The organism is Photorhabdus caribbeanensis (assembly GCF_018448885.1).
GTDB classification, from domain to species: Bacteria; Pseudomonadota; Gammaproteobacteria; order Enterobacterales; family Enterobacteriaceae; genus Photorhabdus; species Photorhabdus caribbeanensis.
The window spans coordinates 138,687-163,203 of sequence record NZ_RCWB01000005.1; the positions used below are offsets into that span (position 1 = coordinate 138,687).

21 protein-coding genes are annotated in these 24,517 nt (G+C 41.9%); 10 read left to right on the top strand and 11 right to left on the bottom strand.

Annotated elements, in window-relative coordinates:
- The first annotated feature begins 1 nt into the window (after position 1).
- On the top strand, positions 2 to 139 hold the full coding sequence (locus EAE90_RS05610; RefSeq protein ID WP_214052655.1) for a hypothetical protein: 138 nt from the start codon (positions 2 to 4) through the stop codon (positions 137 to 139).
- 677 nt (positions 140 to 816) lie between these two features.
- Here EAE90_RS05610 and EAE90_RS05615 read toward each other — a convergent pair.
- Positions 817 to 2,130 (bottom strand): FAD-dependent oxidoreductase, encoded by a 1,314-nt coding sequence (locus tag EAE90_RS05615; protein ID WP_214052656.1) that lies wholly within the window; start codon positions 2,128 to 2,130, stop codon positions 817 to 819.
- A 159-nt stretch (positions 2,131 to 2,289) separates the two neighbouring features.
- On the opposite strand from EAE90_RS05615, the gene EAE90_RS05620 reads away from it, so the two are divergent.
- Together EAE90_RS05620 and ldtD are read left to right on the top strand one after the other, a co-directional pair.
- Positions 2,290 to 2,964, top strand: coding sequence for a TetR/AcrR family transcriptional regulator (locus tag EAE90_RS05620; protein ID WP_214052657.1), 675 nt, complete (start codon positions 2,290 to 2,292; stop codon positions 2,962 to 2,964).
- Between the two features lie 317 nt (positions 2,965 to 3,281).
- On the top strand, positions 3,282 to 4,994 hold the full coding sequence (ldtD, locus tag EAE90_RS05625; RefSeq protein ID WP_214052658.1) for a L,D-transpeptidase: 1,713 nt from the start codon (positions 3,282 to 3,284) through the stop codon (positions 4,992 to 4,994).
- 6 nt (positions 4,995 to 5,000) lie between these two features.
- Here the strand turns inward: ldtD and EAE90_RS05630 are convergent, their stop codons facing one another.
- The gene (locus EAE90_RS05630; RefSeq protein ID WP_214052659.1) at positions 5,001 to 5,174 is read right to left on the bottom strand and encodes a hypothetical protein; all 174 of its coding nucleotides are present in this window, start codon (positions 5,172 to 5,174) and stop codon (positions 5,001 to 5,003) included.
- Between EAE90_RS05630 and mepK the strand changes: the two genes are divergently transcribed.
- Positions 5,157 to 5,705 carry a peptidoglycan L,D-endopeptidase MepK gene (gene mepK / locus EAE90_RS05635; RefSeq protein ID WP_214052660.1) on the top strand — a complete coding sequence of 183 codons (549 nt, stop codon included), beginning with the start codon at positions 5,157 to 5,159 and terminating at the stop codon, positions 5,703 to 5,705. The genes EAE90_RS05630 and mepK overlap by 18 nt on opposite strands.
- A gap of 45 nt (positions 5,706 to 5,750) precedes the next feature.
- On the top strand, positions 5,751 to 6,398 hold the full coding sequence (locus EAE90_RS05640; RefSeq protein WP_214052661.1) for an MBL fold metallo-hydrolase: 648 nt from the start codon (positions 5,751 to 5,753) through the stop codon (positions 6,396 to 6,398).
- 68 nt (positions 6,399 to 6,466) lie between these two features.
- On the opposite strand, the gene EAE90_RS05645 is transcribed toward EAE90_RS05640, so the two are convergent.
- From EAE90_RS05645 to pncB, 6 genes are all read right to left on the bottom strand, one after another.
- Positions 6,467 to 6,847, bottom strand: a complete 381-nt coding sequence (locus EAE90_RS05645) for a VOC family protein (protein ID WP_214052662.1) — start codon at positions 6,845 to 6,847, stop codon at positions 6,467 to 6,469.
- Between the two features lie 110 nt (positions 6,848 to 6,957).
- On the bottom strand, positions 6,958 to 8,148 hold the full coding sequence (locus tag EAE90_RS05650) for an amino acid aminotransferase (protein WP_214052663.1): 1,191 nt from the start codon (positions 8,146 to 8,148) through the stop codon (positions 6,958 to 6,960).
- Positions 8,149 to 8,369: 221 nt separating this feature from the next.
- Entirely contained in the window at positions 8,370 to 9,548 is a 1,179-nt protein-coding gene (gene ompC, locus EAE90_RS05655) for a porin OmpC (RefSeq protein WP_281422318.1), read from the bottom strand.
- A 516-nt stretch (positions 9,549 to 10,064) separates the two neighbouring features.
- Entirely contained in the window at positions 10,065 to 11,213 is a 1,149-nt protein-coding gene (locus tag EAE90_RS05660) for a porin (RefSeq protein ID WP_214052664.1), read from the bottom strand.
- A gap of 337 nt (positions 11,214 to 11,550) precedes the next feature.
- A complete protein-coding gene (gene asnS / locus EAE90_RS05665; RefSeq protein WP_214052665.1) occupies positions 11,551 to 12,951 on the bottom strand; it encodes an asparagine--tRNA ligase in 1,401 nt (466 codons plus the stop codon).
- Positions 12,952 to 13,158: 207 nt separating this feature from the next.
- On the bottom strand, positions 13,159 to 14,373 hold the full coding sequence (pncB, locus tag EAE90_RS05670) for a nicotinate phosphoribosyltransferase (RefSeq protein WP_214052666.1): 1,215 nt from the start codon (positions 14,371 to 14,373) through the stop codon (positions 13,159 to 13,161).
- Between the two features lie 346 nt (positions 14,374 to 14,719).
- Between pncB and pepN the strand changes: the two genes are divergently transcribed.
- The 4 genes from pepN to EAE90_RS05690 all read left to right on the top strand — a co-directional run bounded on the left by pepN (position 14,720) and on the right by EAE90_RS05690 (position 19,940).
- Complete coding sequence (gene pepN / locus EAE90_RS05675; protein WP_214052667.1) at positions 14,720 to 17,332, top strand: aminopeptidase N; 2,613 nt, start codon at positions 14,720 to 14,722, stop codon at positions 17,330 to 17,332.
- Positions 17,333 to 17,548: 216 nt separating this feature from the next.
- Entirely contained in the window at positions 17,549 to 17,818 is a 270-nt protein-coding gene (locus EAE90_RS05680) for a CCDC90 family protein (RefSeq protein ID WP_214052668.1), read from the top strand.
- Between the two features lie 374 nt (positions 17,819 to 18,192).
- Positions 18,193 to 19,203, top strand: coding sequence for a quinone-dependent dihydroorotate dehydrogenase (gene pyrD, locus EAE90_RS05685; RefSeq protein WP_214052669.1), 1,011 nt, complete (start codon positions 18,193 to 18,195; stop codon positions 19,201 to 19,203).
- A gap of 191 nt (positions 19,204 to 19,394) precedes the next feature.
- Positions 19,395 to 19,940 (top strand): cell division protein ZapC, encoded by a 546-nt coding sequence (locus EAE90_RS05690; protein WP_214052670.1) that lies wholly within the window; start codon positions 19,395 to 19,397, stop codon positions 19,938 to 19,940.
- Positions 19,941 to 20,270: 330 nt separating this feature from the next.
- On the opposite strand, the gene EAE90_RS05695 is transcribed toward EAE90_RS05690, so the two are convergent.
- Both EAE90_RS05695 and EAE90_RS05700 read right to left on the bottom strand, forming a co-directional pair.
- Complete coding sequence (locus tag EAE90_RS05695) at positions 20,271 to 21,566, bottom strand: glycosyltransferase (RefSeq protein WP_214052671.1); 1,296 nt, start codon at positions 21,564 to 21,566, stop codon at positions 20,271 to 20,273.
- Between the two features lie 242 nt (positions 21,567 to 21,808).
- Entirely contained in the window at positions 21,809 to 23,092 is a 1,284-nt protein-coding gene (locus EAE90_RS05700) for a glycosyltransferase (RefSeq protein WP_214052672.1), read from the bottom strand.
- Between the two features lie 126 nt (positions 23,093 to 23,218).
- On the opposite strand from EAE90_RS05700, the gene EAE90_RS05705 reads away from it, so the two are divergent.
- Entirely contained in the window at positions 23,219 to 23,371 is a 153-nt protein-coding gene (locus EAE90_RS05705) for a hypothetical protein (protein ID WP_214052673.1), read from the top strand.
- A 4-nt stretch (positions 23,372 to 23,375) separates the two neighbouring features.
- On the opposite strand, the gene EAE90_RS05710 is transcribed toward EAE90_RS05705, so the two are convergent.
- The gene (locus EAE90_RS05710) at positions 23,376 to 24,491 is read right to left on the bottom strand and encodes a YcbX family protein (protein WP_214052674.1); all 1,116 of its coding nucleotides are present in this window, start codon (positions 24,489 to 24,491) and stop codon (positions 23,376 to 23,378) included.
- Positions 24,492 to 24,517: the final 26 nt, after the last annotated feature.

The following is a 24,517-nucleotide window of genomic DNA, read 5'->3' on the forward strand; positions in this document are numbered from 1 at the left end:
GATGAAAATCAGGCAGAACATAGAGACTGGAACCAGTGAAATTCAAGGAACAGGCGGTGAATGTCGTGAGAAGGTGTTGAATGAGCTGAGAAAAGCTTGCGGGCCGATTATCCTCCAGCGCTTGATGACAAAGGCGTGATGGAAATAATGATGAGAATATAAGAATAATAATGATAATAAATTTATCTATAATTCATTATTTGATTCTATTAATGGAATGTTTGTTATTTTTAAGATAATGATATTCCAGGTTAAATGATTAAATACTGCTGAACATTGATGTTTGTAGCTAAGAATGATAATTGATTTTTAAGTGTAAAAATACTTTGAATTGTGCACAGGATCTCGGAGAGTTAAATATAATAATATAAAACGAATAAAGGTTCTGTTTTCCTTTATTTTTCTTAAATGATTGATTTATATTTAATTTCATTAATATTATTGATTTTTAATTATTTTCATTAATTGTAAATGAATTATCTGGATATTATAAATGACAGAATTAATAGATTTACAAACGCATAATTCCCTTAAGTTTTTATGGCCCGGATAGTACAGAGTTAAGGCTATGTAAATTTGGAAAAAAAAACCTACCAAATAATCCGGGCATGGATTTTTATTATATTTTTTAGACAAAGATATTCTGGCCGATACGATGGTAAATAATCGATTCTGCCTTATCAAGTCTTTATTTTTCAAAAAGAAGTTCTCACTGGTTTACCAAAACCAAACTCTATTCTTGAATCGACGCAATATTACCGAAAATTCTTTGCTAATCGTTTATTCAAGTTATCTGGCGGTAAAGTGAAAGCCTCTTTATTGCGTACTACTCAAAGAGTGTGTAGTACCTAATTTTATTTTTCCCTGGTGTTGCGCAGATTTTGTTATCGGGAATAGCACTCGCTTTATTGGCGGTAAAGTTTGTGCAACCCGAAGTACAGTTCGAAACAGTATTCGCTTGATCATCGAACGATCGGCTGCATTTAACGCGGTACGTAATGAAATCTCAACGGCTTCATTAGCATATGCCCGCATTTGTTGTTCATAATCTGAAATCGCCTTGATTAAATCTTCATGATCGGATGCTACCCGAGTCAGGGTCTGGGTGAGCAAAAGTGCGTCTCGAAGCGCTGTGTTTGCCCCCATTCCTACCATTGGCGTCATGTTGTGAATAGCGTCGCCAAGCAGTGTGACAGCGCTGGAACGCCAGGGTAAGAGGTGATCCATACTGCGTAACGGAATCACAGAGATGTTTTCCATATCACTTTGTTTAATCAGGGTATGCAGATTTGGGTCCCATGAAGCAATGCGGGAGCAGATCAGGTCACACAGAGATTCCGCAGGAAAATCAGTAATCGTATTCGGATAGCTGTTCGTTGCTGCTGCATAGGCCCACATGACAAAATCGCCAATTTCTGTCGATGTGGCCTTTACCTGGGTATTGATTGGAGCACGCCATAGAGAGACAAACAATCCGCCAGGGCTTTTAGGTACGATGTTGTTGGGAGAACCATCCAGCAAATATGGCGGCAATGTGTCAGCAAGAGCTTGGGTAAGGCGCACACGTCCAACGGTGAGCGTGACGCCAATATCAAGCCTTTTTATCGCCGGGAGGTACTGCTTGCGTACTTTTGAATTGCTTCCATCTGCACCGATAAGAACATCGACATCTTCGTGGCTTTTATCTGTGAAAAAAAGTCTGACTTTACCGTTTTGCATGTGTTCATAACGCTCGAACGTTTTGTTCCATTGAACGGTATCTGAGAGGCCCTCGTTTAGTACTTCTATAAGTTCAGATCTGCTGATTGACATCCGATCCTCGGTAATGATTTCCCCATCCTCTTGGTGAATATCTCTCTGAGCTGCGAGAAGGAGACGCAGATGTTCATCATAAAATCTTGTCTGTCCACCAACAGGCTTTGAAATCTTTTTAAAGGTTAGCCAGTTGGCTTCTGGGAGGCATTCCTGCATTGCTTGCTGGCCGAAAGTATCGACGTAAATTCCATAACCGGGAAGTATGGATGATGTAGCAGAGCCTCGTTCATAAACTTTCACTTTGATTCCGTTTTTGCGCAAGCCATGTGCCAGGCATGCTCCACCAATCCCTGAACCAATTATTCCAACGTTCATTTCTTTTTTCTCCATAAGTAGTACGATGTGATTCTGAAAGAATCATGGTGACTGTAGCTGGCCAGGGCCATTTGATCACAGCCATCGGTTGTGTTACTGCTATAGTCTTAATAATAGTATACCGTACCGTTCGGTACCAATAAAAATTTAGGTTTTTACATGACAAATACACCTAAAGCCCAAACAGATCACAAAAGAACCCGTTCGTACTCTAGAATTTCAGGAGAACGAGTTAACGAGCTGTTAAAGATTGCTGCTCAGGTATTTGCAGAACGGGGTTTTGATGGTGCCAGTATCAATGAGATGGCGAGACGTGCTAATGCTTCGAAGGGAACCTATTATAGTCGATTTCCTTCCAAAGAAGAGCTGTTAGTCGCTGTTGTTAGGCAGAGAATAGAAGAGGTTGAGGGCGGTCTGGACAAGACCATGAATCCTGAACCAGATATTGGGAAAGCGTTAACCATTTTTGCAGAGGAAGTTTTCACGGTAATTCTTTCTGAGGCAATGATTGCAAATTACCGGGTGGTCACTCTGGAGGCCCAACGTTTTCCGCAACTAGGTAAAATCTACTATGAAAAAGGGGTCAAGAAGATAGTAGATTTTCTTGTCGAATATTTGGTACGAAAGGTGAAAGAGGGAAAATTGAACATAGTAGACCCAAAAATCTCCGCCGAGGTGTTTATCGATGGCATCATTGGAACGCCAAGGCTTAAGGCTACTTTGGGCATTGGTTTACCTACTCCAGAGGAAAAATCTCAGAGGATTGCCATCGCTGTTCAGGCATTTCTCGCTGCATATGGTACAGCCTCATGTGATAGCACTTCTTCATCATGATAGTCGCGTTGTTGTAGTGAACAGATGTAGTAAATCAGAAATTATCGTAGGAATGGCGTGAATTGAGGGCCTGCCTGTTATCAGGTGGGTCTCTCAGCTAATTAAGAAAGCGGTTTGCATCCCTTGAATTATAGACGAGACGCTTTGGCGTCTTTTTTGCTCTTTTGTGTTTGGTTAGCTGGCGACGGCTTATTATATTTCCTTTATAGATAAATAGTTTACAATGTAAATAACTTGTTGTTTTTCTTTGATTAGAGTCTGAATTTGTCATAATTAAAATTAACTCATGAGAATGTTTTGAAGGTGGGTATGTTGATATGGTAAAAAGAGCGATAAAGCCACTGTGTATTTCGGTTATTTGTAGCACATCGATAGTAGCTGGATATGCTTTAGCTAATCATCAGAGTAGGCTTATTGAAGGTGATATTCAAAATCTGTCAAAAATGCAGGTTGAAAAGATATCTGAGACAACCACACCTGAACAAGTACAAATTCAAACTGCTACAATTTCAGAAACAGAACGTCGTAAAGTGTTGCGAAGTTGGATACCAGCACAAATTAAGCCTGTTTTCTTTGACCAATTGGTTAGTTTGTACTCTTCCAATCAGATGCAACCTTTGTGGCAAGATAAAATCGCGGTTCAACGTTTTGAACAACAACTTTTAGAACTTGCATTGGCCGGGTTTCAGCCGCAATTTGGTCAATGGCTAGCTGAACTCAATGATGCTCAATTGAGCCAAATGGGACGTGATCTCATCTTATCGGATGCCATGCTAGGTTATTTACAATTTGTCTCAGATGTCGATCATCAGGGCCAAAGCTGGCTCTATCGCGTTACACCATACAAAATTATATTACCTTCACCAGCAGTTATAGGTCAGTGGCAGCAAGCTATTATTGATCACAATGTGGCCGCTTATGTTGCAGCATTGGCGCCTCAACATCCTCAATATGAAAATATGCGTAAGGAGATGATGAAACAACTGGCTGATAGTGAACCGTGGCCACAGCTTTCTGATAAAAGTGCGCTAAAACCGGGGCAGAGTAGCTCTGATGTCGCTGTGTTGAGAGAAATACTTATTCGTCTTGGGATGTTGAGCGAACTGACAGCTCAATCAGATCATATCTATGATCCTGAATTGGTGACTGCGGTAAAAAATTTTCAGCGTTGGCAAGGGTTGGCGCCGGATGGCGTAATTGGTAAACGCACAAGAGATTGGCTAAATACTTCACCTCAAACTAGAGCAGGTTTGATAGCGCTTAATATCCAGCGCTTACGTGTTATCCCAAGCCATGTGTCTACGGGAATTATGGTCAATATTCCAGATTATTCATTGCATTATTATCTTAATGATCAGGAAGTGTTGGGCTCGAAAGTGATCGTTGGTCGTCCAAGCCGTAAGACACCGATTATGAGTAGTGTGCTGAATAATGTGGTGATTAATCCTCCCTGGAGTGTGCCAACTAGTCTGGCAAGAAAAGATATCGCACCTAGAGGGCTTGATGATCCCGGATATTTTCAACGGGGAGGATACGTTATCTTTTCAAATTGGCGTGCTGATGCCAGTGTCATCGATCCTTATGCTATTGATTGGAACGTGATTACGCCTGCTAACTTTCCTTATCGAATATGGCAAGCTCCGGGGCCGACTAACTCATTAGGCCGCTATAAATTTAATATGCCAAATTCGGATGCTATCTATTTGCATGATACGCCGAACCATAGCCTGTTTAACAAAGATATCCGAGCTATCAGCTCTGGTTGTGTACGGATTAACAAGGCTTCAGAATTGGCAAATATGTTATTGGGAGATGTAGGCTGGACTCAAAACAAAGTGACGGATACCGTGAAACAGGGCAATACCGTTTATGTCAACATCCCACAGCGTATTCCTGTTTATTTGTATTATTTAACTGCCTGGGTAGATGAACAGGGAATTCCTCAGTACCGTACCGATATTTATGACTATGATAATAGTGTGAGACAAGGTTCCCAGTTTTTGTCAAAGTTGTCACCTTTACAAAACTAAATGCAACTAATTTTTGTTATTAGTTGTCATACTGACCAGTGACCAGTGACCAGTGACCAGTGACCAGTGACCAGTGACCAGTGACCAGTGACCAGTGACCAGTGACCAGTGACCAGTTGCTTGGTGATTTATTTTTTCCATAATCTGAGTAGATGTTTCTTCATGGATATAATTGATCATAATCGCCGTAAGTGGCTTTGTGTGGGGGCTGCTACTTTAGGCTTGAGTTTTTTGCCGGGGCATGTTTTTGCGACTCTGGCCACGCCGCGCCCACGGATTTTACGTTTTGACAACTTACATACGGGTGAAACGATTAAAGCCGAATTTTTTGACGGCTATCGTTACAACAAAGAAGAGCTGGCCCGTCTGGATCATCTGTTTCGAGATTATCGTCAAAATAGAGTTAAGACTATCGATCCTAAATTATTTGATCAGATTTATTTGCTGCAAATGATGATGGGGATTAATAAACCTGTACAACTCATTTCTGGTTATCGTTCACTGATAACCAACAATCAGTTGCGCAAGCAAAGTAAAGGCGTGGCTAGACAGAGTTACCATACTCGCGGGCGGGCGATGGATTTTCATATTGAAGGTATTGAGCTTAGTCGTATCTGTAAGGCTGCTCTGAAAATGAAAGCGGGAGGGGTAGGATACTATCCACACAGTAATTTCGTTCATATTGATACAGGTCCCGTCAGGACATGGTAATCTGGTAAGTAACTATTTTGTTTTGACTATGGAGTAAATGAAATAATGAAATACCAAATTATTCCTGTTACTGCTTTTATGCAGAATTGTACCCTTATTTGGAATGAAGAGAGTAAGGAGGCGGCAATTGTTGATCCGGGGGGAGAGGCAGAGAAGCTGATCGCCGAGATAGAACGCCGTGGTTTGAAATTGACCCAGATTTTATTGACTCATGGTCATTTTGACCATGTTGGTGCAACCGTGGAAGTCGCTAAACATTTTAATGTGCCGATCTACGGACCTCAGCAGGAAGATGCTTTCTGGATTGAAGGTTTGCAAGCTCAGAGTCGGATGTTTGGCATTGAAGAGTGCTCATCATTTGAACCTGATCGCTGGTTAAATGAAGGCGATAAGCTGCGAGTAGGGGGCGTTGATTTATCTGTATTGCACTGTCCGGGGCATACACCAGGGCATGTTGTGTTTGTAAATCATGAAGATAAGCTGATTTATATGGGAGATGTTCTGTTTAAAGGGGGAGTTGGGCGTAGTGACTTCCCACGCGGTAATCACCAGCAGTTAATTAATTCAATTAAAGATAAACTTCTGCCACTTGGTGATGATTATGAATTTATTCCAGGGCACGGGCCAATGTCGACGCTAGGTTATGAGCGGCAGACTAATCCATTTTTACAGGATGAAGTACCAGGTTGGTGATGTGGCGTAGCGTTTATATTTAATAATAGTGTCAATTTGAGGGCTGGCTGATAGTTGTTTGATGGCAACTATAACTGATTGGAGACTTCAATCAGATTTTGATCCGGATCACGAAAATAAACGGACATAATGGCTCCGTTTGCTCCGGTACGTTTAACCGGCCCTTCAAGGATTTCAACTTCATGTTGTTGCAAATGTTGAATAATCTCATCCATAGACGATAGGCTGATAAAACATAAATCAGCAGAACCGGGCAGCGGCGTTTGAGCTTTAGGTTCAAATTCCTGCCCATATTCATGTAAGTTAATTTTTTGGTTGCCAAATGACAGCGCGATACGGCCTTCACCAAAAGTCACAATAGACATACCAAGAACACGTTGATAAAAGTGGCTACTGCTTTCAAGGTCTTTAACTGTCAACACCAGATGATCAAGCCGCTCTATTTTCATTTTGATTTACTCAATAAGATTAATATCGTAATTGTGTTGGACGTTGAATCTTCTGAATGGTAAAAGCCGCTGAAATGCAGCGACTTTTTCGTAATAAGGAAAATGTTAACTTAGAGTACCGCAACAATGGCTTCACACAGTGGAGCCATGTTTTCCAACGTCAAACCGGCGACGTTAATACGACCGGAACTGACAGCGTATATGCCAAATTCCTCACGCAGACGTTCTACTTGTTCTTTTGTCAGGCCGCTGAATGAGAACATACCATTTTGGCTACTAATAAAGCTGAAATCCTGTTTTGCCCCTTTTTCTTGCAAAGTATTGACAAACAGTTGACGCATACGCTGAATACGTTCGCGCATGGTGGTCAGTTCCTGTTCCCAAGCCGCTTTCAGATCTTCATTTGATAAAATGGTGGTGACAACAGATGCGCCATGAGCCGGTGGGTTGGAATAGTTCGCACGGATGATCGCTTTAGCCTGGCTGAACGCTTTTTCTGCTGTATCGCTGTCACTAGCAACAATGGTACAGGCGCCGACACGTTCATTGTACAGGCCAAAGTTTTTGGAGTAAGAGCTGGCAACAATCAGTTCATTGTGATTTTTCGCAAAAATGCGCAGGCCCTCTGCATCTTCATTCAGGCCCTTGGCAAATCCTTGATAAGCGAAATCAAAAATAGGCAACCAACCTTTTTCCGCAGACATTTCTGCCAGCTTAGCCCATTGTGCCGGGGTTGGATCGATGCCTGTCGGATTGTGGCAGCAACCGTGGAACAGAACAACATCACCAGCCTGAGCTTCGGACAGGCTTGATAGCATGCCTTCGAAATTCAGCGCGTGTTTTTCAGCGTCATAGTATTTATATTCACAGACTTCCAGGCCAGCGGCGGAAAAAACGTTTTTATGGTTTGGCCAGGTTGGGTTGCTGATCCAAACTCGTTTAGCATTAGTCTGTTTGGCAATGAAATCCGCAGCGATACGTAAAGCACCTGTACCGCCAGGGCTTTGTGCTGTGCGGGCGCGTTTATCTGTGACGACTAGGTGATCTTTGCCAAACAGTAATTCTTGAGTTACGCGGCCAAATTCGGTTAAACCGCTAATCGGCAGATAATTCTTTGTTGTTTCGTTTTCCAGTAAATATTGTTCAGCTTTTTTAACACTGGTCAGAACAGGGGTTTCTCCTGTTTCATCTTTATAGACACCGATACCAAGGTTGATTTTATTTGTACGAGGATCAGAACGGAAACTATCGGCTAAGCCAAGAATAGGATCGGCAGGCGCTGCGGTAATTTTCTCAAACATGTTTGTAATTCCAAAGCTCAGAGTTAAGCCCAAAAGGGTAGTCAGGTTAACGCTGCTAAAACGGTTTGCCAACTATTTGTCGCAAAAAGAAGATAATCTTGTGAAGCAGTTTGCGGAGTGAGAAAAAGAAGGAAAACATAAGACTAAAAAAGCAGCACATAAGCGCTGCTTTCTCTTAATGATGTTTAACTTGTTCAGCTAAATCTATTTACCAACGGTAATTAGAATTGGTAAATCATACCTACGCCAACAACGTTGTCAGTGCTGATACCTGTCTCTTTGGTGAATTCATTGCTATCCAGCAGGTTGATTTTGTAATCAACATAGGTAGTCAAGTTTTTGTTGAAGTAGTAGTAACTACCAACGGAGATATATTTTACGAGATCGCGATTGTCGGATTCTTTTCCATCATGATCAAGGTCACCGAACAGATTTTTACCTTTGGACTGAACGTATGCCAGAGATGGACGTAAACCGAAGTCGAACTGATATTGGGCGGTCAATTCGATGTTCTGGGTTTTGTTAGCGACGCTTTCCCAGTTTACACCATCAACTTTTCCACCAAAACGAGTCATGTTACGGGTTTCACCGTACATGGCCGCCAGGTAGATGTTGTTAGCATCGTATTTAACACCAATGTTCCATGCTTCAGCGCGATCACCCAGCGCGGTAGAACCTTTAGGTGTTTCTTTGCCACTTTTTGGATCTATAGAAGTACTATAGGCAGTTTTTTGCGCAGCAGTACGAGCAGAATTAGAGTATGCACCACCGACGCTGATACCGTAACCTACGTCATAGGTTGCAGCGAAACCATAGCCATCACCGTTGTCCTTACGGTTGATACGGCCATTAGCCGTGTTTTCACTGTTTTCACCCTGATATTGCAGAGCAAAATTCAGACCATCAACCAGACCGAAGAAATCGGTATTGCGGTAAGTCAACAAACCAGTAGAACGGCCAGTCATGAAGTTATCAGTCTGCGCCATTGAGTCGCCACCGAATACTGGCAACACGTCGGTCCAAGCGTTGACTTCATAAACCACACCGTAGTTACGGCCATAGTTCATTGAACCGTAGTCGGACAGTTTCAAACCAGCGAAAGCCAGACGAGTTTTAGTTTCTTCGTCAGTACCTTCTGCACGGTTGCCTTTGATATTGTATTCCCAACGGCCAAAACCGGTCAGTTGGTCATTAACTTGAGTTTCGCCTTTAATACCCAGACGAGCGAAGGAGTTATCGCCATCTTCGCCGCTTTTGTTGTTAGCGAATTTGTGCTGGACTTCAACTTTACCATACAGATCCAGTTTGTTGCCGTCTTTGTTATAAATTTCAGCTGCATTTGCTGCGCCAGCAGCTAACAGAGCTGGGATTACTACTGCAAGAACATTGCGTTTCATCATTTATTATTACCCTCATTGGTGTTATTCGGACACCTGCCACTGCCAAAAATAATTCTTTAAAAATTTACGGAACTATTTGTGAGAGTTTAGTGTCGTCTGTTTCGCTGTCAAGTGTTTCATTGGTTGTTATTTTTATCCACTCACAAAATGCGATAAAAAAGAAAATTTTGTAAGAATGTGAAACAAAGTGTTTCAAAATGTAAATGAGTGATTGTTTTTTGAACTCTGGTTGGTCCAGTTGATCAAAAAATTGAAAAATGAATTGTAGTCAGTAACGGAAGAAAATTACCTGTTTATCTTAATAAGATGAGTAAAATATGATGATTATTTCATCAATTATATCTCTTATATGTAACTTACTGATATGCTTGTCGATGTGTTATATGCCATTTTTTAATGGATACCTAATAATGGTTATTCTTGAAAAAAGTGGCGCTCACTTTAAGTGAGCACCATAACATGTTAATTGGCTCTCCTATTAACCTGCCTAATTTGTATCTAATCTGTATCAGACTGTTAGAATTGATATACCAAACCTACACCTACCGCGTTATTTGTGTTGACATCGAGATATTTGGTGTAAAAGTTGTCACGTACTAAGTTGATTTTATAATCAACATAAGTGGATAAATTTTTGTTAAAGTTATAATAAGAACCAATAGAGATATATTTTACCCAGTCCTGATGGGTGAAAAAAGTTGTTCCTCTGGATTGAACATATGCCAGAGATGGACGCAGGCCAGAATCAAACTGATATTGGGCCGTTAATTCAATATTGCGGGTTTTTGCGGAGACGAAATCTTGGTAGCCGAAAGAAGTCATATTGTGAGTTTCGCCATACATGGCGGCCAGATATAGGTTGTTTGCATCATATTTGGCGCCAACGTTCCATGCCTCAGCTCTTTCACCGCGAGCGACAGAGGTAACGAGCCTTTCATGTGTAATAGGTCGGTCAGCATTGGAGTAGGCTCCCCCTACGCTGATACCATTGCCGATATCATAAGTAACAGAGAGGCCGAAGCCGTCGCCGTTGCTACCACCATTGGGCTTAATGAGATCATTACCGCGCTTACGGATTGAATTGCGGCCGTTGTTGCTGTCTTCGTCGTTCTTACCTTGGTATTGCAGGGCGAAGTTCAGGCCGTCAACCAAGCCAAAGAAATCCGTATTGCGATAAGTCAAGACACCGGTAGCTCGGTTAGTCATGTAGGTGTCAGCCTGCGACATGGAATCAGCGCCGAATACTGGCAGTACGTCGGTCCAGGCATTGACGTCATAGAGAACACCGTAATTACGGCCGTAGTCTAGCGAACCATATTTAGCCAATTTTAGACCAGCGAAGCCCAGGCGGGTTTGATTACCTTTGGGATCGTTTGCCTCAGCTTTGTTAGCCTGAATATTGTATTCCCAACGACCATAACCCGTTAGTTGGTCATTGATTTGGGTTTCACCTCTGAAACCCAAACGAATGTAGCTTGTATCACCATCTTCACTATAGATAGGGTATTTATCTGATCTTTGGGTAATTTTAGAGAATTGATGACGCGCATCAACTTTGCCATAGAGATCTAATTTATTACCGTTTTTGTTATAAATTTCAGCGGCATTTGCTACACCAGCAGTCAACAGCACCGGAATGACCACGGAAAAGATACTACCCTTCATTATTGTCACCTTCATTTAGTTACAATTGTTAATTACCATCATTGGCGTTATTCGGACATCTGTTACTGACAGAAATAATTCCTTTAAGAAACTCGTTGAAATTATTTATGAAAATATCGTGTTGTCCGAGTCGGGGCACAGTTTTTCATTAGCTGTGGATTTTATCCATCATTAAAGTGATACAAAGTGATGGTTTTTGTAATAAAGTGAAAATAATATATTGCAAAATGTAAATGAGATGGAGTTTTTGATCGTATGTTGAATTGGAAGCATAAAAAAGGCCAGCTTTTGCTGGCCTTATACATAATTATTTTTTAATATTTTCTTTACGCACTCATTAGAAGTTTGCGCTTCTTGGCGTGCGAGGGAATGGGATAACATCACGTACATTTGGCACACCAGTTACATAAGCAACCAGACGTTCAAAGCCTAGCCCGAACCCAGAGTGAGGTACGGTGCCATAACGACGCAGATCACGGTACCACCAGTAATCTTCTTTATTAAGCCCCATCTCTTCCATACGTTTATCCAGCATATCCAGACGCTCTTCACGCTGTGAGCCGCCGATAATCTCACCAATGCCTGGTGCAAGTACATCCATTGCCGCGACGGTCTTACCATCGTCGTTCATTCGCATATAGAAGGCTTTAATATCTTTTGGATAGTTTTTGACGACAACTGGAGCTTGGAAATGTTTCTCGGCCAGATAACGTTCATGTTCTGAAGAAAGGTCAACTCCCCAGAAAACTGGGTTTTCAAATTTCTGGCCGCAGTTTTGCAGAATTTCAATAGCGTCAGTGTAATCAATCTGAGCAAAGTCAGAATTGATAAATTTTTCCAGGCGGGTGATAACATCTTTATCTACCCGTTCAGCGAAGAATTGTAAATCATCAGCGCGCTCTGCCAATGCGGCTTTGAAAACATATTTCAGCATATTTTCAGCCAGTGAAGCGGCATCGTTGAGGTTGGCAAAGGCGATTTCCGGTTCAAGCATCCAGAATTCTGCCAGATGGCGGCTGGTATTGGAGTTTTCAGCGCGGAAGGTTGGACCGAATGTGTAAACTTTGCTTAATGCACAAGCATATGCTTCACCGTTCAATTGTCCAGATACGGTCAGAAAAGCTTCTCGGCCAAAGAAATCTTGGTTGAAGTCCACTTCACCTTTGTCAGTTAACGGCAGATTTTGCAGATCCAGCGTAGAGACGCGGAACATTTCGCCAGCGCCTTCTGTATCAGCCGCCGTGATCAACGGGGTGGAAACCCAGAAGTAGCCATTTTCATGGAAGAAACGGTGTAGTGCTTGAGCAAGGGTATGGCGCATACGAGCAACGGCGCCAATCAGGTTGGTGCGTGGGCGCAGGTGAGCGACTTCACGCAGGTATTCAATACTGTGGCGTTTAGCGGACATTGGATAGGTATCAGGATCTTCAACCATGCCGATCACCACGACTTGGGTCGCTTGTAGTTCAAAACTCTGCCCTTGACCTGGGGAAGCAACGACTGTCCCTGTCACTTCGACAGAGCAGCCGGTAGTTAAATACAGAATTTCATCCTGATAATTAGGCAAATTATTATTAACGACGGCCTGTAATGGATTAAAGCAGGAACCGTCATAGACGGCGAGGAAAGAGATGCCAGCTTTAGAATCTCTCCTTGTACGTATCCAGCCGCGAACGGTGACTTCACTATCAACCGCAACCCGGCCTTGCAGTACGTCGACTACAGGCGCTACGCTCATAGATTTCTCTCTTCTTTATATATCAGTTCAGGTTTGTGAAATTGAATATCCCCACAAGGGGCAACTTGTTCTATGTTACTTGCCCTGTTTCAGGAAACAAGAGGAAATCATCAATTTAAACGGTGAAATAGGGGGGAAAGGCGCTTTTCAGATGTGCTGCTGCGTTATATGCCAGCAGCACAATGGTATTTTGGCATGAAACTTGGGTTAACAAGCTTGTTTAACCTGAGGTATATCAAAAGCTGCACGTAGCTTGTTAACAAACTCGTTATCTTCACAAATGGTTTTGCCAGGGCTGTCAGAAAGCTTTGCGACTGGTTTGCCATTACATTCAACAAGTTTGATGACGATGTTCAGTGGATTAACCCCTGGAATATTACAGGTGAGCTGCGTACCGATACCGAAAATCAGGTTTATTCTGTTGTGGAAATGACGATAGAGCGCTAGCGCTTTTTGGAAATCCAAGCTGTCAGAGAACACCAGTGTTTTCGTCATTGGGTCGATACCCAGTTTTTGATAGTGGGCGATGGCTTTCTCGCCCCATTGAACGGGATCGCCGGAATCATGGCGTAAGCCTTGATAACTTTTAGCGAACTGGACATCAAAGTCCCGTAAGAAAGCATCCATTGTAATACAGTCGGTTAAGGCGATACCTAACTGGTTAGGATATTCTTTCAGCCAACTTTGTAATGCTTCTCGTTGGCTGTTAGCCAGATCCGGACTGATTTGCTGATGAGCTTGAAACCACTCATGCGCTTGTGTGCCGACCGGAGGGAGCCCAAGCTGTTGTGCAAGTTGATAATTGCTAGTGCCAATCAGGTAAGGGAAATGCTGTTGCAGTTCACTGACGATAGCATGTTGAACACAGTGTGAGAAACGCCGACGTGTACCGAAATCCATCAGTTTGAAACTGGATAGATCGATTCCTTCATTCTCAGCATTTTGATAGAACAGTTTGATCAACTTGCGTAGCTGATTAACTGCATTTTCCACGGAATTATCTGGTGAGCGATAGCGATGAACTAATTCACTAATTAGCGCCAGTAATGGAACTTCCCACATAATGACTTCATGCCATAATCCTGAAATACGAATAGCTAATTGGCCACCCTCTGTAACAGAAATATTGACTTGCTGTGGGTCAAAACGAAAAGTTTTTAACCAATCCAGATAATCAGCCTTGAAAAAAGGCAGACTGGAAAGGTAATTCAATTCAGCATCGGTTAATGCCAAATCAGCCATCATATTAACTTGATAACGTAATTCTGTGGCATATTCACCTAGCCGTTCATCACCGCGGCAGCGAAACTCTGCAACAACAGGCATATGGCTGTAGCGGTGATACACTGCTTGTTGCATATGAAGCTTATAAGCGTCAGTATCAAGCAGTGATTTTATAATTGGAGTAGCGTCTAGTGTCATAGCGCGTTATGCATCCTCACGGAGCGTATTCGTATTAGCTAAATCGATAAAGTGGGAAGAGTATACCGGGATTATTTTGTTATTGAAGTCACATAACATCATATAGTTCACCAAAATATCGAAGCTAAACAGGGCCTTTGGTCAAATGTTATCATGTTATTTGATCATTAGGTGATGACAAGCACCAAAGAATAAACATATTTCTTACACAACATCATACTCGTTCTTAATGAATGTTTAACGTCAGAAGGTGCGTTATTCACTCTTGAAATTCAACCTCTTTCTATGGCAGCGTAGGGCCTAGTATTGAATTAATTCCATCAGGCATGAAACAAAAAGGTTTCTTATGACACAACAGCGACAAGCTAAGTACCGTCGGGATTATCGCGCTCCCGACTATACGATTTCTGATATTGAACTCGATTTTAATCTTGATGCCGATAACACGGAAATCACTGCAATCAGCCAAATAAAACGTCTGAGTCACGAAATAACGCCATTAGTGTTGGATGGTGAAGGCTTGACACTGAAAAGTCTTCATGTGAATGGTCAACCGTGGGCGCATTACCGTGAACAGGAGGGAACGCTGGTCATTGAGCAGTTGCCGGCTCAGTTCACTTTGAAAATTGTCAATGAGATCCATCCATCGAAAAATACGGCGCTGGAAGGTCTGTATGTTTCTGGTGATGCGCTTTGTACCCAGTGTGAAGCGGAAGGGTTCCGCCACATTACTTACTATCTCGATCGCCCTGATGTATTGGCTCGTTTTACCACGCGTATCACAGCCGATAAAGCCAAGTATCCGTATCTGCTTTCAAACGGTAATCGGGTTGAGCGGGGAGAAACCGATGATGGTCGTCATTGGGTGAAATGGCAAGATCCATTCCCGAAACCATGTTATCTGTTTGCTTTGGTCGCGGGTGATTTTGACGTATTGCGCGATAGTTTTACGACACGTAGTGGCCGTGAAGTTGCATTGGAGCTGTTTGTTGATCGTGGCAATCTCGATCGAGCTGATTGGGCAATGACTTCCCTGAAAAATTCTATGAAGTGGGATGAAACCCGTTTTGGCCTTGAGTATGACCTCGATATTTATATGATTGTTGCGGTGGATTTCTTTAATATGGGCGCTATGGAGAATAAAGGGCTGAATGTCTTTAACTCCAAATATGTGCTGGCAAAATCTGAAACTGCGACTGATAGAGATTACCTTAATATAGAAGCTGTGATCGGTCACGAATATTTCCATAACTGGACCGGGAATCGCATTACTTGTCGCGATTGGTTCCAATTGAGTTTAAAAGAGGGGTTGACGGTATTCCGTGATCAGGAATTTAGCTCTGACCTTGGCTCTCGTTCGGTAAATCGTATTAATAATGTGCGTGTTATGCGTTCGGCGCAGTTTGCGGAAGACGCCAGCCCAATGGCCCATCCAATTCGCCCGGATAAAGTGATTGAGATGAATAACTTCTATACCATGACGGTGTATGAGAAGGGCGCGGAAGTTATTCGTATGATTCATACCTTGCTAGGTGAAGAGCAATTCCAGGCAGGAATGCAGCTTTATATTCATCGCCATGATGGTAGCGCTGCAACATGTGATGATTTTGTTCAGGCAATGGAAGATGCGTCAAATGTGGATTTGTCACTTTTCCGTCGTTGGTATAGCCAGTCTGGTACACCGGTACTAACCGTTCGCGATGAATATGATGCAGAAAAGCAGCAATATAAGTTGCATGTCAGTCAGATGACGCCGCCTACCGCCGATCAAAAAGAGAAACAGCCGCTGCATATTCCTCTGGATATTGAGCTCTATGACAATCAAGGTCATGTGATTCCGCTACGTTATGATGGTCAACCGGTTCACCATGTATTGAATGTGACTAATGCAGAGCAGACGTTTGTATTTGATGATGTGCCATCGCTGCCGGTTCCCTCTTTATTACGGGAATTCTCAGCACCAGTGAAACTGGATTACAAATTCAGCGATCAACAATTGGCATTTCTGATGAAACACGCGCGTAATGCGTTTTCACGTTGGGATGCGGCTCAGTCGCTGATGGCAAACTATATCAAATTGAACGTCATCCGTTATCAGCAGAAGCAGCCGATCGAATTGCCAATGCATGTGGTGGATGCTTTCCGTGCGGTGTTATTGGATAAAGATATTGATCCGGCTCTGGCGGCCCATATTCTGACTTTACCATCAGAAAGTGAGATGGCGGAGCTGTTTGCGATTATCGATCCTAAAGCGATTCATGAAGTTCTGGATGCAATTACTCGTACTTTGGCTCAGGAAATGGCTGACGAGTTTGCGGTGGTTTATAACGCTATCAATATCGGTGCATACCGCGTCGTTCATCAGGATATTGCTCAGCGCTCTCTGCGTAATATTTGTCTATATTATCTGGCTTTTGGTCATCAAGAGCAGGCCGATAAAGTGGTATCAAATCAATATCATCAATCTGACAATATGACTGATGCACTGGCGGCATTATCTGGCTCGGTGCTGGCAGAGTTGCCTTGCTGTGATCAACTCATGGCGGAATTTGATGATCGATGGCATCAGGATGGCCTGGTGATGGATAAATGGTTTAGCTTACAGGCAAGTAGCCCGTCGGCAGACGTTCTGGCTAATGTACGTAGTCTTTTGAATCATCGTTCATTTAGTATCAATAACCCAAACCGGGTGCGTGCTTTGATTGGAGCATTTGTTAATAATCCAGTTGCATTCCATGCTGAAGATGGCAGTGGTTATCAATTCTTGGTGGAGATTTTGACTGATCTTAACAGCCGTAACCCACAAGTTGCTTCCCGTTTGATTGAACCGCTGATTCGCCTGAAACGTTATGATGAAAAACGTCAAAACATGATGCGTAGTGCGTTGGAACAGTTGAAAGCATTGGAAAATTTGTCTGGTGATCTGTTTGAAAAAATTATCAAGGCATTAGAAAGCTGATAACTATTTTATTGGATTATCAAGTTATCGGGCTAATGGTTATTTAGCCCGATATTTTTTCCAATTTATTCTCTGGATAATCAATTTCTTGTTGCAAGCATTGGGTTGGAAGTAAAACGCAGTGGTCAGTATTTCATGGTAAAACTGATATGTGGTTAATTTTTATGTCTCTATGGTATTATCGTTAATTAAAGGGCAACTTTAGAGGATAAAAGAATGGCTTTACTTACAATGGATACACATACAGCAGTTAAGGCATTCAAAGCGTCTGGTTTTAACGATGAGCAGTCTGAAAAAATCGTTGAAGTTATTACAGAACTGCAAAACATAAGTGTTGACACCAAAGCAGATCTAACAGTTGCTACTGAGAGCATTAAAACGGATATTGGTACTATAAAAACAGATTTAGATTGGATTAAGAAACTGACATTAGCAGTTGGTATTGCTGTTGTTATTGCGGCATTGAAATACATTTTTATTGGTTGATGCTTGATACCTATAGTATGAAAATTGCTCAAGATATTAAAGAGCATCCATTGGTTTGCTCCCCTTTGTAGTTGTTCGAGAGAAGCTAAGTATCTTGGGCAAAAATGTCAACGATTGTAGTCACCAGTGTATTCTTGTTATACCAATGCATTTTCCAGACTTTCACGCGCAACATCTGGCAGAGATTTGTGCCTGATTAGCATATTTCTGTAGATTCATCCCATGTTATTCGGGTACCCTACCTGCCGAAATATTTTGTGGGGTTGAAAATGGGCGTTTTTAGCTCAGAAACCGCCAAATGGTATCTGAATGTGTCATGTGTAGTTTTATCTTTGTAGTTTAATGTTTATAAATTAATTAATGGGTTTAGAATTATGTGCTACCCACTAGTCAGGAAAGCGTTGTTCCAGCTTGATCCGGAACGGGCACACGAATTAACCTTCCGCCAGCTCAAGCGTATTACCGGTACTCCTTTTGAGTTTCTGATTCGCCAGTCAGTTGCGACAAAGCCTGTTACTTGTATGGGCCTGTCATTTAAAAATCCCCTCGGTCTGGCTGCGGGCCTTGATAAAGATGGAGATTGTATTGATGCATTTGGCGCAATGGGATTTGGTTTTATTGAAATTGGCACCGTAACCCCACGCGCTCAAGCAGGAAATGATAAGCCGAGATTATTCCGTATCGTTGAAGCAGAAGGGTTAATTAACCGTATGGGCTTCAATAATCTTGGTGTTGATAACTTGGTAGAGAATGTCAAAAAGGCAAAATATGGCGGAGTTATTGGGATCAATATTGGCAAAAATAAAGACACGCCAGTAGAGCATGGAAAAGATGATTATTTAATCTGTATGGATAAAGTTTATCCTCACGCGGGTTATATCACAATTAATATCTCTTCACCTAACACACCAGGCTTAAGAACACTGCAATACGGCGAAGCGTTGGATGATCTATTATCTGCGATTAAAAATAAACAGGGTGAACTCCAGCAAAAATACCAAAAATATGTCCCTGTTGCGGTAAAAATTGCACCGGATCTTTCTGAGGAAGAGTTGATTCAAATTGCAGATAGTTTAATTCGTCATAATATCGATGGTGCTATTGCTACTAATACAACGTTAGACAAGAAATTAGTTGAAGGGCTTAACTATTGTCAACAAGCTGGTGGGCTAAGTGGTCGGCCGGTTCAGTTACGTAGTACAGAGATTATTCGTCGGCTCTCTCAGGAATTAAGCGGTAAAATTCCCATTATCGGTGTTGGTGGAATAGATTCACTTGTTTCCGCCAGAGAAAAAATAGCCGCTGGGGCTTCTTTAATACAGATTTTCTCTGGATTTATCTATCATGGTCCAAAATTAATCAAAGATATCGTCAATCATATCTAAATCTTGCTGTTAATTTATCATTGGGGGTTTATTTTTGCCCCCAACTCATCTATATTTGCTCTGAACATCTAAATTTTATCTGTATCTTCACGTGTCTTTTAATTGTGGCAGGGCTTATTTCACTGAATAGCGGGCAAGTTATTTACAATCTGTTTGGCGATGTAAGTTTTTCTGGCATAAAAGGATAACTCATGAACATTAAACCCGATGACCAATGGCGCTGGTATTTTGATACTGACCATGACCGTGTAATGCTCGACCTGTCTAATGGTATGGTTTTTCGTTCCTGTTTTCCGGCGAAGATGCTGACACCCCATGCAATGGGAGAAACTTCGTTTTCTGTAGAAGATGCGACGCTTTATTATTGTTTTGAAGAACAGACACGCCGAATTAATATTTCAGATGAATCCAGGGCTGAATTAATTCTTAATGCGTTAGTGGCTTTTCGCTTTATTAAGCCACAGATGCCAAGAAGCTGGTATTTTTCCCGTTTTGCCATGATAGAAAAGCCGGTACAAGGCGAGTTAATTCAGGTACGGCTCCAGGATTGCGGAACAGATGCTGTATTCTTGGTCGTAGAAGCCGGGGATAGCGCGAGCCTTTGCCTGTTAGCTCAATCGCAATTAACGTTATCCGATCGGGTAATGAATTTTTGCGATCCAATTAAGATTATGAATGATCGATTGATGCCATTTGTGGAGCCTGTTTGTATGCCGATTTATGGCACTGCGGTTTGATTTAGGTTTAAGATCCCATTGTTCCCTGATTGCTAAAAGTAAAACCATTTTTTGAAAATAGAACGGCAAATCAGAAGATAATCGCTATTTTTAATTGAGAAAGTTGTTTTTTATCATCTGAGGAAATTTTATCACATTCACATCTTCCCATCTGATTATGAATAAGTCGCTCTTTTCCTGTTTCCTTATTATCACAGAAACTTACCTATTATAGTAATCGCTATAGCTTACTCGTTTGAAGTTGGTGTGAAGAATAGATAAGAAATATTTTAATAATTCCCTCCCCTCTGGATAGCATTAGCTTCGAGATGGGGAGGAGAGAGAATGAAGTTAATTAGCACGATTTTCGAAGATTAATTGTTCTGCATGATAGGATATTGCGGCCAATGCGTCGTGACTGGCGTAATCATCTTGGACGATTTGTGCCCGTTGTTTAAACAAATTTGTCCGTAGCATATTTTCTACTGTTTGCTTAAGTTGAGATTCTGTCGGTTGTGCTGTATCCAGATTAATACCGCATCCAGCCCATACAACGCGAAACGCTGTTTCCTGTTTACCTTCCCCTGTATCGGCAATGAGTACTGGTGTACCGTGGTTGAGAGCGTAATTAATGGTTCCATAACCCCCGTTGGATATTAGCAATGAAGCTTTTGGCAGCCAGTGCTCAAATGAGATAAATTCTTCGATACGTGCGTTGTCAGGTATGTTCTCTGGCTGTATTTCTATTGAACTACCACCGGTGGTTGCTAATACACGCACAGGTAATGTAGCCAGTGCACGCAATGTGGGGAAAATTAACTGGTTTAGATCAGTATTAGACATGGTGCCCTGAGTGACTATAACCAATGGGCGTGGATCATCTTCTTCCCATAATTGAGGTGATTCTGTTATCGGAGCGGGGTTGGGGAGAGGGCCAATAAAATGGACTGTATCAGGCAATTCTTCTCGTGGGTACTCAAATGCCAGGGTTGAAAGTTGCAAAAAGCGATCAGAACCCAAAATCACTTCATCATTGAAAAATCGGGTTAACGTAGAACATCCCGACTGTGCTAATGCGTCATTGAAGCTATTCTGAACTTCGGTTATTAGTTGTCGTGTTTCCTCACCTACGAGTTGTTCATGTGTCAACTCTGATGGTAGTAATGCGGGTGGAATACGTGGCCCCCAGAAAATTGAATCTTTCGAAGAGTAAGCCAGAGGCGTTATGCCAATGATGATCACGGGAAGGCGATGAGCTTTTTCTTTTTGCAGCAGTGGCAATATGCCATAGAAGCAGTTCTCGGCTATAAGTAGTTCTGCTTGCTGTTCATGGATGATTTGTTGTAGTTGGCGGTCGAGGAATGGGATTGGGGTACAGAAGAAATCTTTAAACGCGAGCGCCATTTGCAGATTTCCCGGAGGAAGGTGTGCTCGGTCAGGAAAACGTTGTTTTAAGTGGCGGTAATCAAAGTCTATCTGTTCATCAAAGGGGATAAATGTTGCGTTTAAATCTTCTACCTGTTGGCGAAATAATGCGCCGGTGAATACAGTTACCTGATGTCCTTGTGCTATCAGTGATTGAGTTACCTTTAACATCGGATAGACATGCCCAGGTGTTGCGACCGCTGCAATGACAATACGTGCCATAACTGACTCCTTTGTACTGTTTTGATTTAATTACGCTAGCTAGCTCCTGATTCAGAGGGTGATCATTTCATAACTACTGTTACAAATTCATTGTAGTAATAATAATTTGTTATGACAATAATCACTATAATTTATTTTTTTATGAAGTTATGAAATAGGTCGATTTCCTTCCCTTTCTAGTCTGTGTTAGCACCAAAACGGGGAGGAAAAACGAAGGTATCTAGGGTTTAGTGACTGCGGCTTTATTCAAGAATTAACTGTTCTACGTGATGGGATATTGCTGCTAATGCATTATGTTTTGCGTAATCTTTTTGGACAATTTGCGCACGTTGTTTAAACAAGTCTGTGCTCAGCATATTTTCCACTGTTTGCTTAAGTTGAGATTCCGTGGGGCGTGCTGTATCCAGATTAGTGCCGCATCCAGCCCATACAACACGAAAAGCTGCTTCCTGCTTGCCTTCTCCTGCATCTGCAATGAGTAACGGTGTCCCGTGGCTGAGAGCATAGTTGATGGTTCCATAACCTCCGTTGGATATTAGCAGTGAAGCTTTTGGCAGCCAGTGCTCAAATGAAATAAATTCTTCAATGCGTACGTTTTCGGGTAGATCTTTACTCAGTGTTTCTACCGATCTGCCGCCGGTGGTTGCCAATATACGTATCGGTAATGTAGCCAGTGCACGCAATGCGGGGAGAATTAACTGATTTAAATCGGTATTGGAGATAGTACCTTGAGTAACTATAACCAATGGACGTGGATCATCTTCTTCCCAAAATTGAGGTGATATTGTTGTCGGTGCAGGATTGGGGAGGGGGCCAATAAAATGGACTGTATCAGGCAATCCTTCTCGTGGGTATTCAAATGCCAGAGTTGAGAGTTGCAAAAAGCGATCAGCGCTGAGAATCACTTCATCGTTGAAAGGTCTGGTTAACGCAGAGCTTCCCGACTGAACTAATGCGTCATTGAAGCTATTCTGCACTTCGGCTATGAGTTGCTGGTTGGTTTCATCTACGAGTTGTTCATGTGTCAGTTCTGGCGGTAATACTGCGGGTGGGATACGTGGCCCCCAGAAAATTGAATCTTTCGAAGAGTAAGCTAAAGGTGTTATGCCAATGACTATCACTGGAAGACGATGGGTTTTTTCTTCTTGCAGCAGGGGTAATATGCCATAAAAGCAGTTCTCGGCTATAAGCAGATCTGCTTGTTGTTCACGGATAATTTGCCGTAATTGACGGTCAAGAACTGGGATTGGAGCTGAGAAGAAATTTTTGAATGCCAGTGCCATTTGTACATTTCCCGGAGGAAGTTGAGCACGGTCAGGGAAATGTTGTTCTAAATGACGATAGTCAAAATCTATCTGTTGATCAAAAGGGACAAATTGCGCGCTTAAAGCTTCTACCTGTTGGCGAAATAACGCACCGGTAAATACAGTTACCTGATGTCCTTGTGCTATTAGAGATTGAGCGATCTTTAACATTGGATAGACATGTCCAGGGGTTGCGACCGCTGCAATGACAATACGTGCCATGACTTACTCCTTTGGTGTTTTGTCTGGGTTACTTAAGCTCCTAAATTAGAGTGTAATCATTTTATGACAGTAGTTATAAATTCATTATGGTAATAATTAATTCATTATTGTAATAATGAATTCGTTATGACAATCACCATTGTGATTGATTTCTTTATGAAATTTATTGATTTCCTCCCCCCCTTTTTAAGCGGTGTTAGTGCCAAAATGGGGAGGAAGGATAGAGGAATTGGCGTTCAACGTGCCAATTTATGGCACGTTAGTTTGATTTTGATTTAAATATCTATTCTTCGCTATTATTAAGAATAAGGTTGCTCTTTGGAATACAAGAGCAAGCTAAAATATGGCCGTCATTTTTAATCGCCGTGGCTTTTAAAGGAGAAACCTCGCCCTTAATTAAAGAAATTTTACAGCATCCACATATTCCTGCCCGACATGAATAGGATACTCTAATTCCTTGTTGTTCCAGTTGTTCTAAAATGATTTGTTGATTGTTACCTGTAAAGGTTTTTCCGTTATATTCAATAGTAACAGACTGCTCATTTATTTTTGGTAAATCAACATCTTCGACTTTTTCGATACTGCCATATTTAAGCGGATCTTTTTTAGCTAATATAGTGACATTATCTCCGATTCTAATAATACCACTTGAACGGGCAATCAGATTCTGACCAAAATCGACATCACCATTTTCTGCTGTACGGAATGATTGTAATGTCGTTAATGGCTCTCCGTTAGGATTTTTAATGCCTTTATCAATGCTGACGGTTGTCAGAATACAGCGGCTACAGGGTTTGGGTAAATCAAAAATAACATCGCCAATTTGAATTGATTGCCAACTGTCTTCTGCAAATGCTTCCGCACCGGTAATAACAATATTTGGGCGAAATTGCTCTAATTTAATACTGGCCGGACAACGTTGTTGTAATAAATGAAATGAAGCTTCATTAATGAGTAGAAATGGATAACCATCAGCAAATGATAATGGAATTTCAGGGTGTTTTTTTACCTTGCGGCTTAATTCATGGCTTAACCAGCGCAATTGCACTGGAATATCAAAGAAACCACTTAACCATTGATTAATTGTGTCTGGTGCAATTAGGGCCGTAAAATGGTTGCCCCATACTTCCGTAGGCTGCTGTTCAGGTAGGAAATCACTGTAAAGTACGGTGGCATTTTCTCCGTTGGGCGCACGCAGATAAATACCGTTATTTAACATAGCCGGAGTAAATAACAACATCTGAGGATATTTACGGGCGGTAATAAAAGTCCCGTCTGTCGTTGTAACCATAAAATTGCGATCAAATATAAGACCGCTTTCACTGACTAATGCATGGGAGAGTTGCAAACCACGCATAGACTTTACCGGGTGGGTATACAGGCGAGACAGAGTGATCATCCGTTAATCTCCATGAAACATTTTTT

What these genes read in the sequence shown, in the direction of transcription:
- EAE90_RS05610 (WP_214052655.1), top strand. Translation starts at nt 2, where the DNA reads ATGAAAATCAGGCAGAACATAGAGACTGGAACCAGTGAAATTCAAGGA.
- EAE90_RS05615 (WP_214052656.1), bottom strand. Translation starts at nt 2,130, where the DNA reads ATGAACGTTGGAATAATTGGTTCAGGGATTGGTGGAGCATGCCTGGCA.
- EAE90_RS05620 (WP_214052657.1), top strand. Translation starts at nt 2,290, where the DNA reads ATGACAAATACACCTAAAGCCCAAACAGATCACAAAAGAACCCGTTCG.
- ldtD (WP_214052658.1), top strand. Translation starts at nt 3,282, where the DNA reads ATGGTAAAAAGAGCGATAAAGCCACTGTGTATTTCGGTTATTTGTAGC.
- mepK (WP_214052660.1), top strand. Translation starts at nt 5,157, where the DNA reads ATGGATATAATTGATCATAATCGCCGTAAGTGGCTTTGTGTGGGGGCT.
- EAE90_RS05630 (WP_214052659.1), bottom strand. Translation starts at nt 5,174, where the DNA reads ATGATCAATTATATCCATGAAGAAACATCTACTCAGATTATGGAAAAA.
- EAE90_RS05640 (WP_214052661.1), top strand. Translation starts at nt 5,751, where the DNA reads ATGAAATACCAAATTATTCCTGTTACTGCTTTTATGCAGAATTGTACC.
- EAE90_RS05645 (WP_214052662.1), bottom strand. Translation starts at nt 6,847, where the DNA reads ATGAAAATAGAGCGGCTTGATCATCTGGTGTTGACAGTTAAAGACCTT.
- EAE90_RS05650 (WP_214052663.1), bottom strand. Translation starts at nt 8,148, where the DNA reads ATGTTTGAGAAAATTACCGCAGCGCCTGCCGATCCTATTCTTGGCTTA.
- ompC (WP_281422318.1), bottom strand. Translation starts at nt 9,548, where the DNA reads ATGATGAAACGCAATGTTCTTGCAGTAGTAATCCCAGCTCTGTTAGCT.
- EAE90_RS05660 (WP_214052664.1), bottom strand. Translation starts at nt 11,213, where the DNA reads ATGAAGGGTAGTATCTTTTCCGTGGTCATTCCGGTGCTGTTGACTGCT.
- asnS (WP_214052665.1), bottom strand. Translation starts at nt 12,951, where the DNA reads ATGAGCGTAGCGCCTGTAGTCGACGTACTGCAAGGCCGGGTTGCGGTT.
- pncB (WP_214052666.1), bottom strand. Translation starts at nt 14,373, where the DNA reads ATGACACTAGACGCTACTCCAATTATAAAATCACTGCTTGATACTGAC.
- pepN (WP_214052667.1), top strand. Translation starts at nt 14,720, where the DNA reads ATGACACAACAGCGACAAGCTAAGTACCGTCGGGATTATCGCGCTCCC.
- EAE90_RS05680 (WP_214052668.1), top strand. Translation starts at nt 17,549, where the DNA reads ATGGCTTTACTTACAATGGATACACATACAGCAGTTAAGGCATTCAAA.
- pyrD (WP_214052669.1), top strand. Translation starts at nt 18,193, where the DNA reads ATGTGCTACCCACTAGTCAGGAAAGCGTTGTTCCAGCTTGATCCGGAA.
- EAE90_RS05690 (WP_214052670.1), top strand. Translation starts at nt 19,395, where the DNA reads ATGAACATTAAACCCGATGACCAATGGCGCTGGTATTTTGATACTGAC.
- EAE90_RS05695 (WP_214052671.1), bottom strand. Translation starts at nt 21,566, where the DNA reads ATGGCACGTATTGTCATTGCAGCGGTCGCAACACCTGGGCATGTCTAT.
- EAE90_RS05700 (WP_214052672.1), bottom strand. Translation starts at nt 23,092, where the DNA reads ATGGCACGTATTGTCATTGCAGCGGTCGCAACCCCTGGACATGTCTAT.
- EAE90_RS05705 (WP_214052673.1), top strand. Translation starts at nt 23,219, where the DNA reads ATGACAATCACCATTGTGATTGATTTCTTTATGAAATTTATTGATTTC.
- EAE90_RS05710 (WP_214052674.1), bottom strand. Translation starts at nt 24,491, where the DNA reads ATGATCACTCTGTCTCGCCTGTATACCCACCCGGTAAAGTCTATGCGT.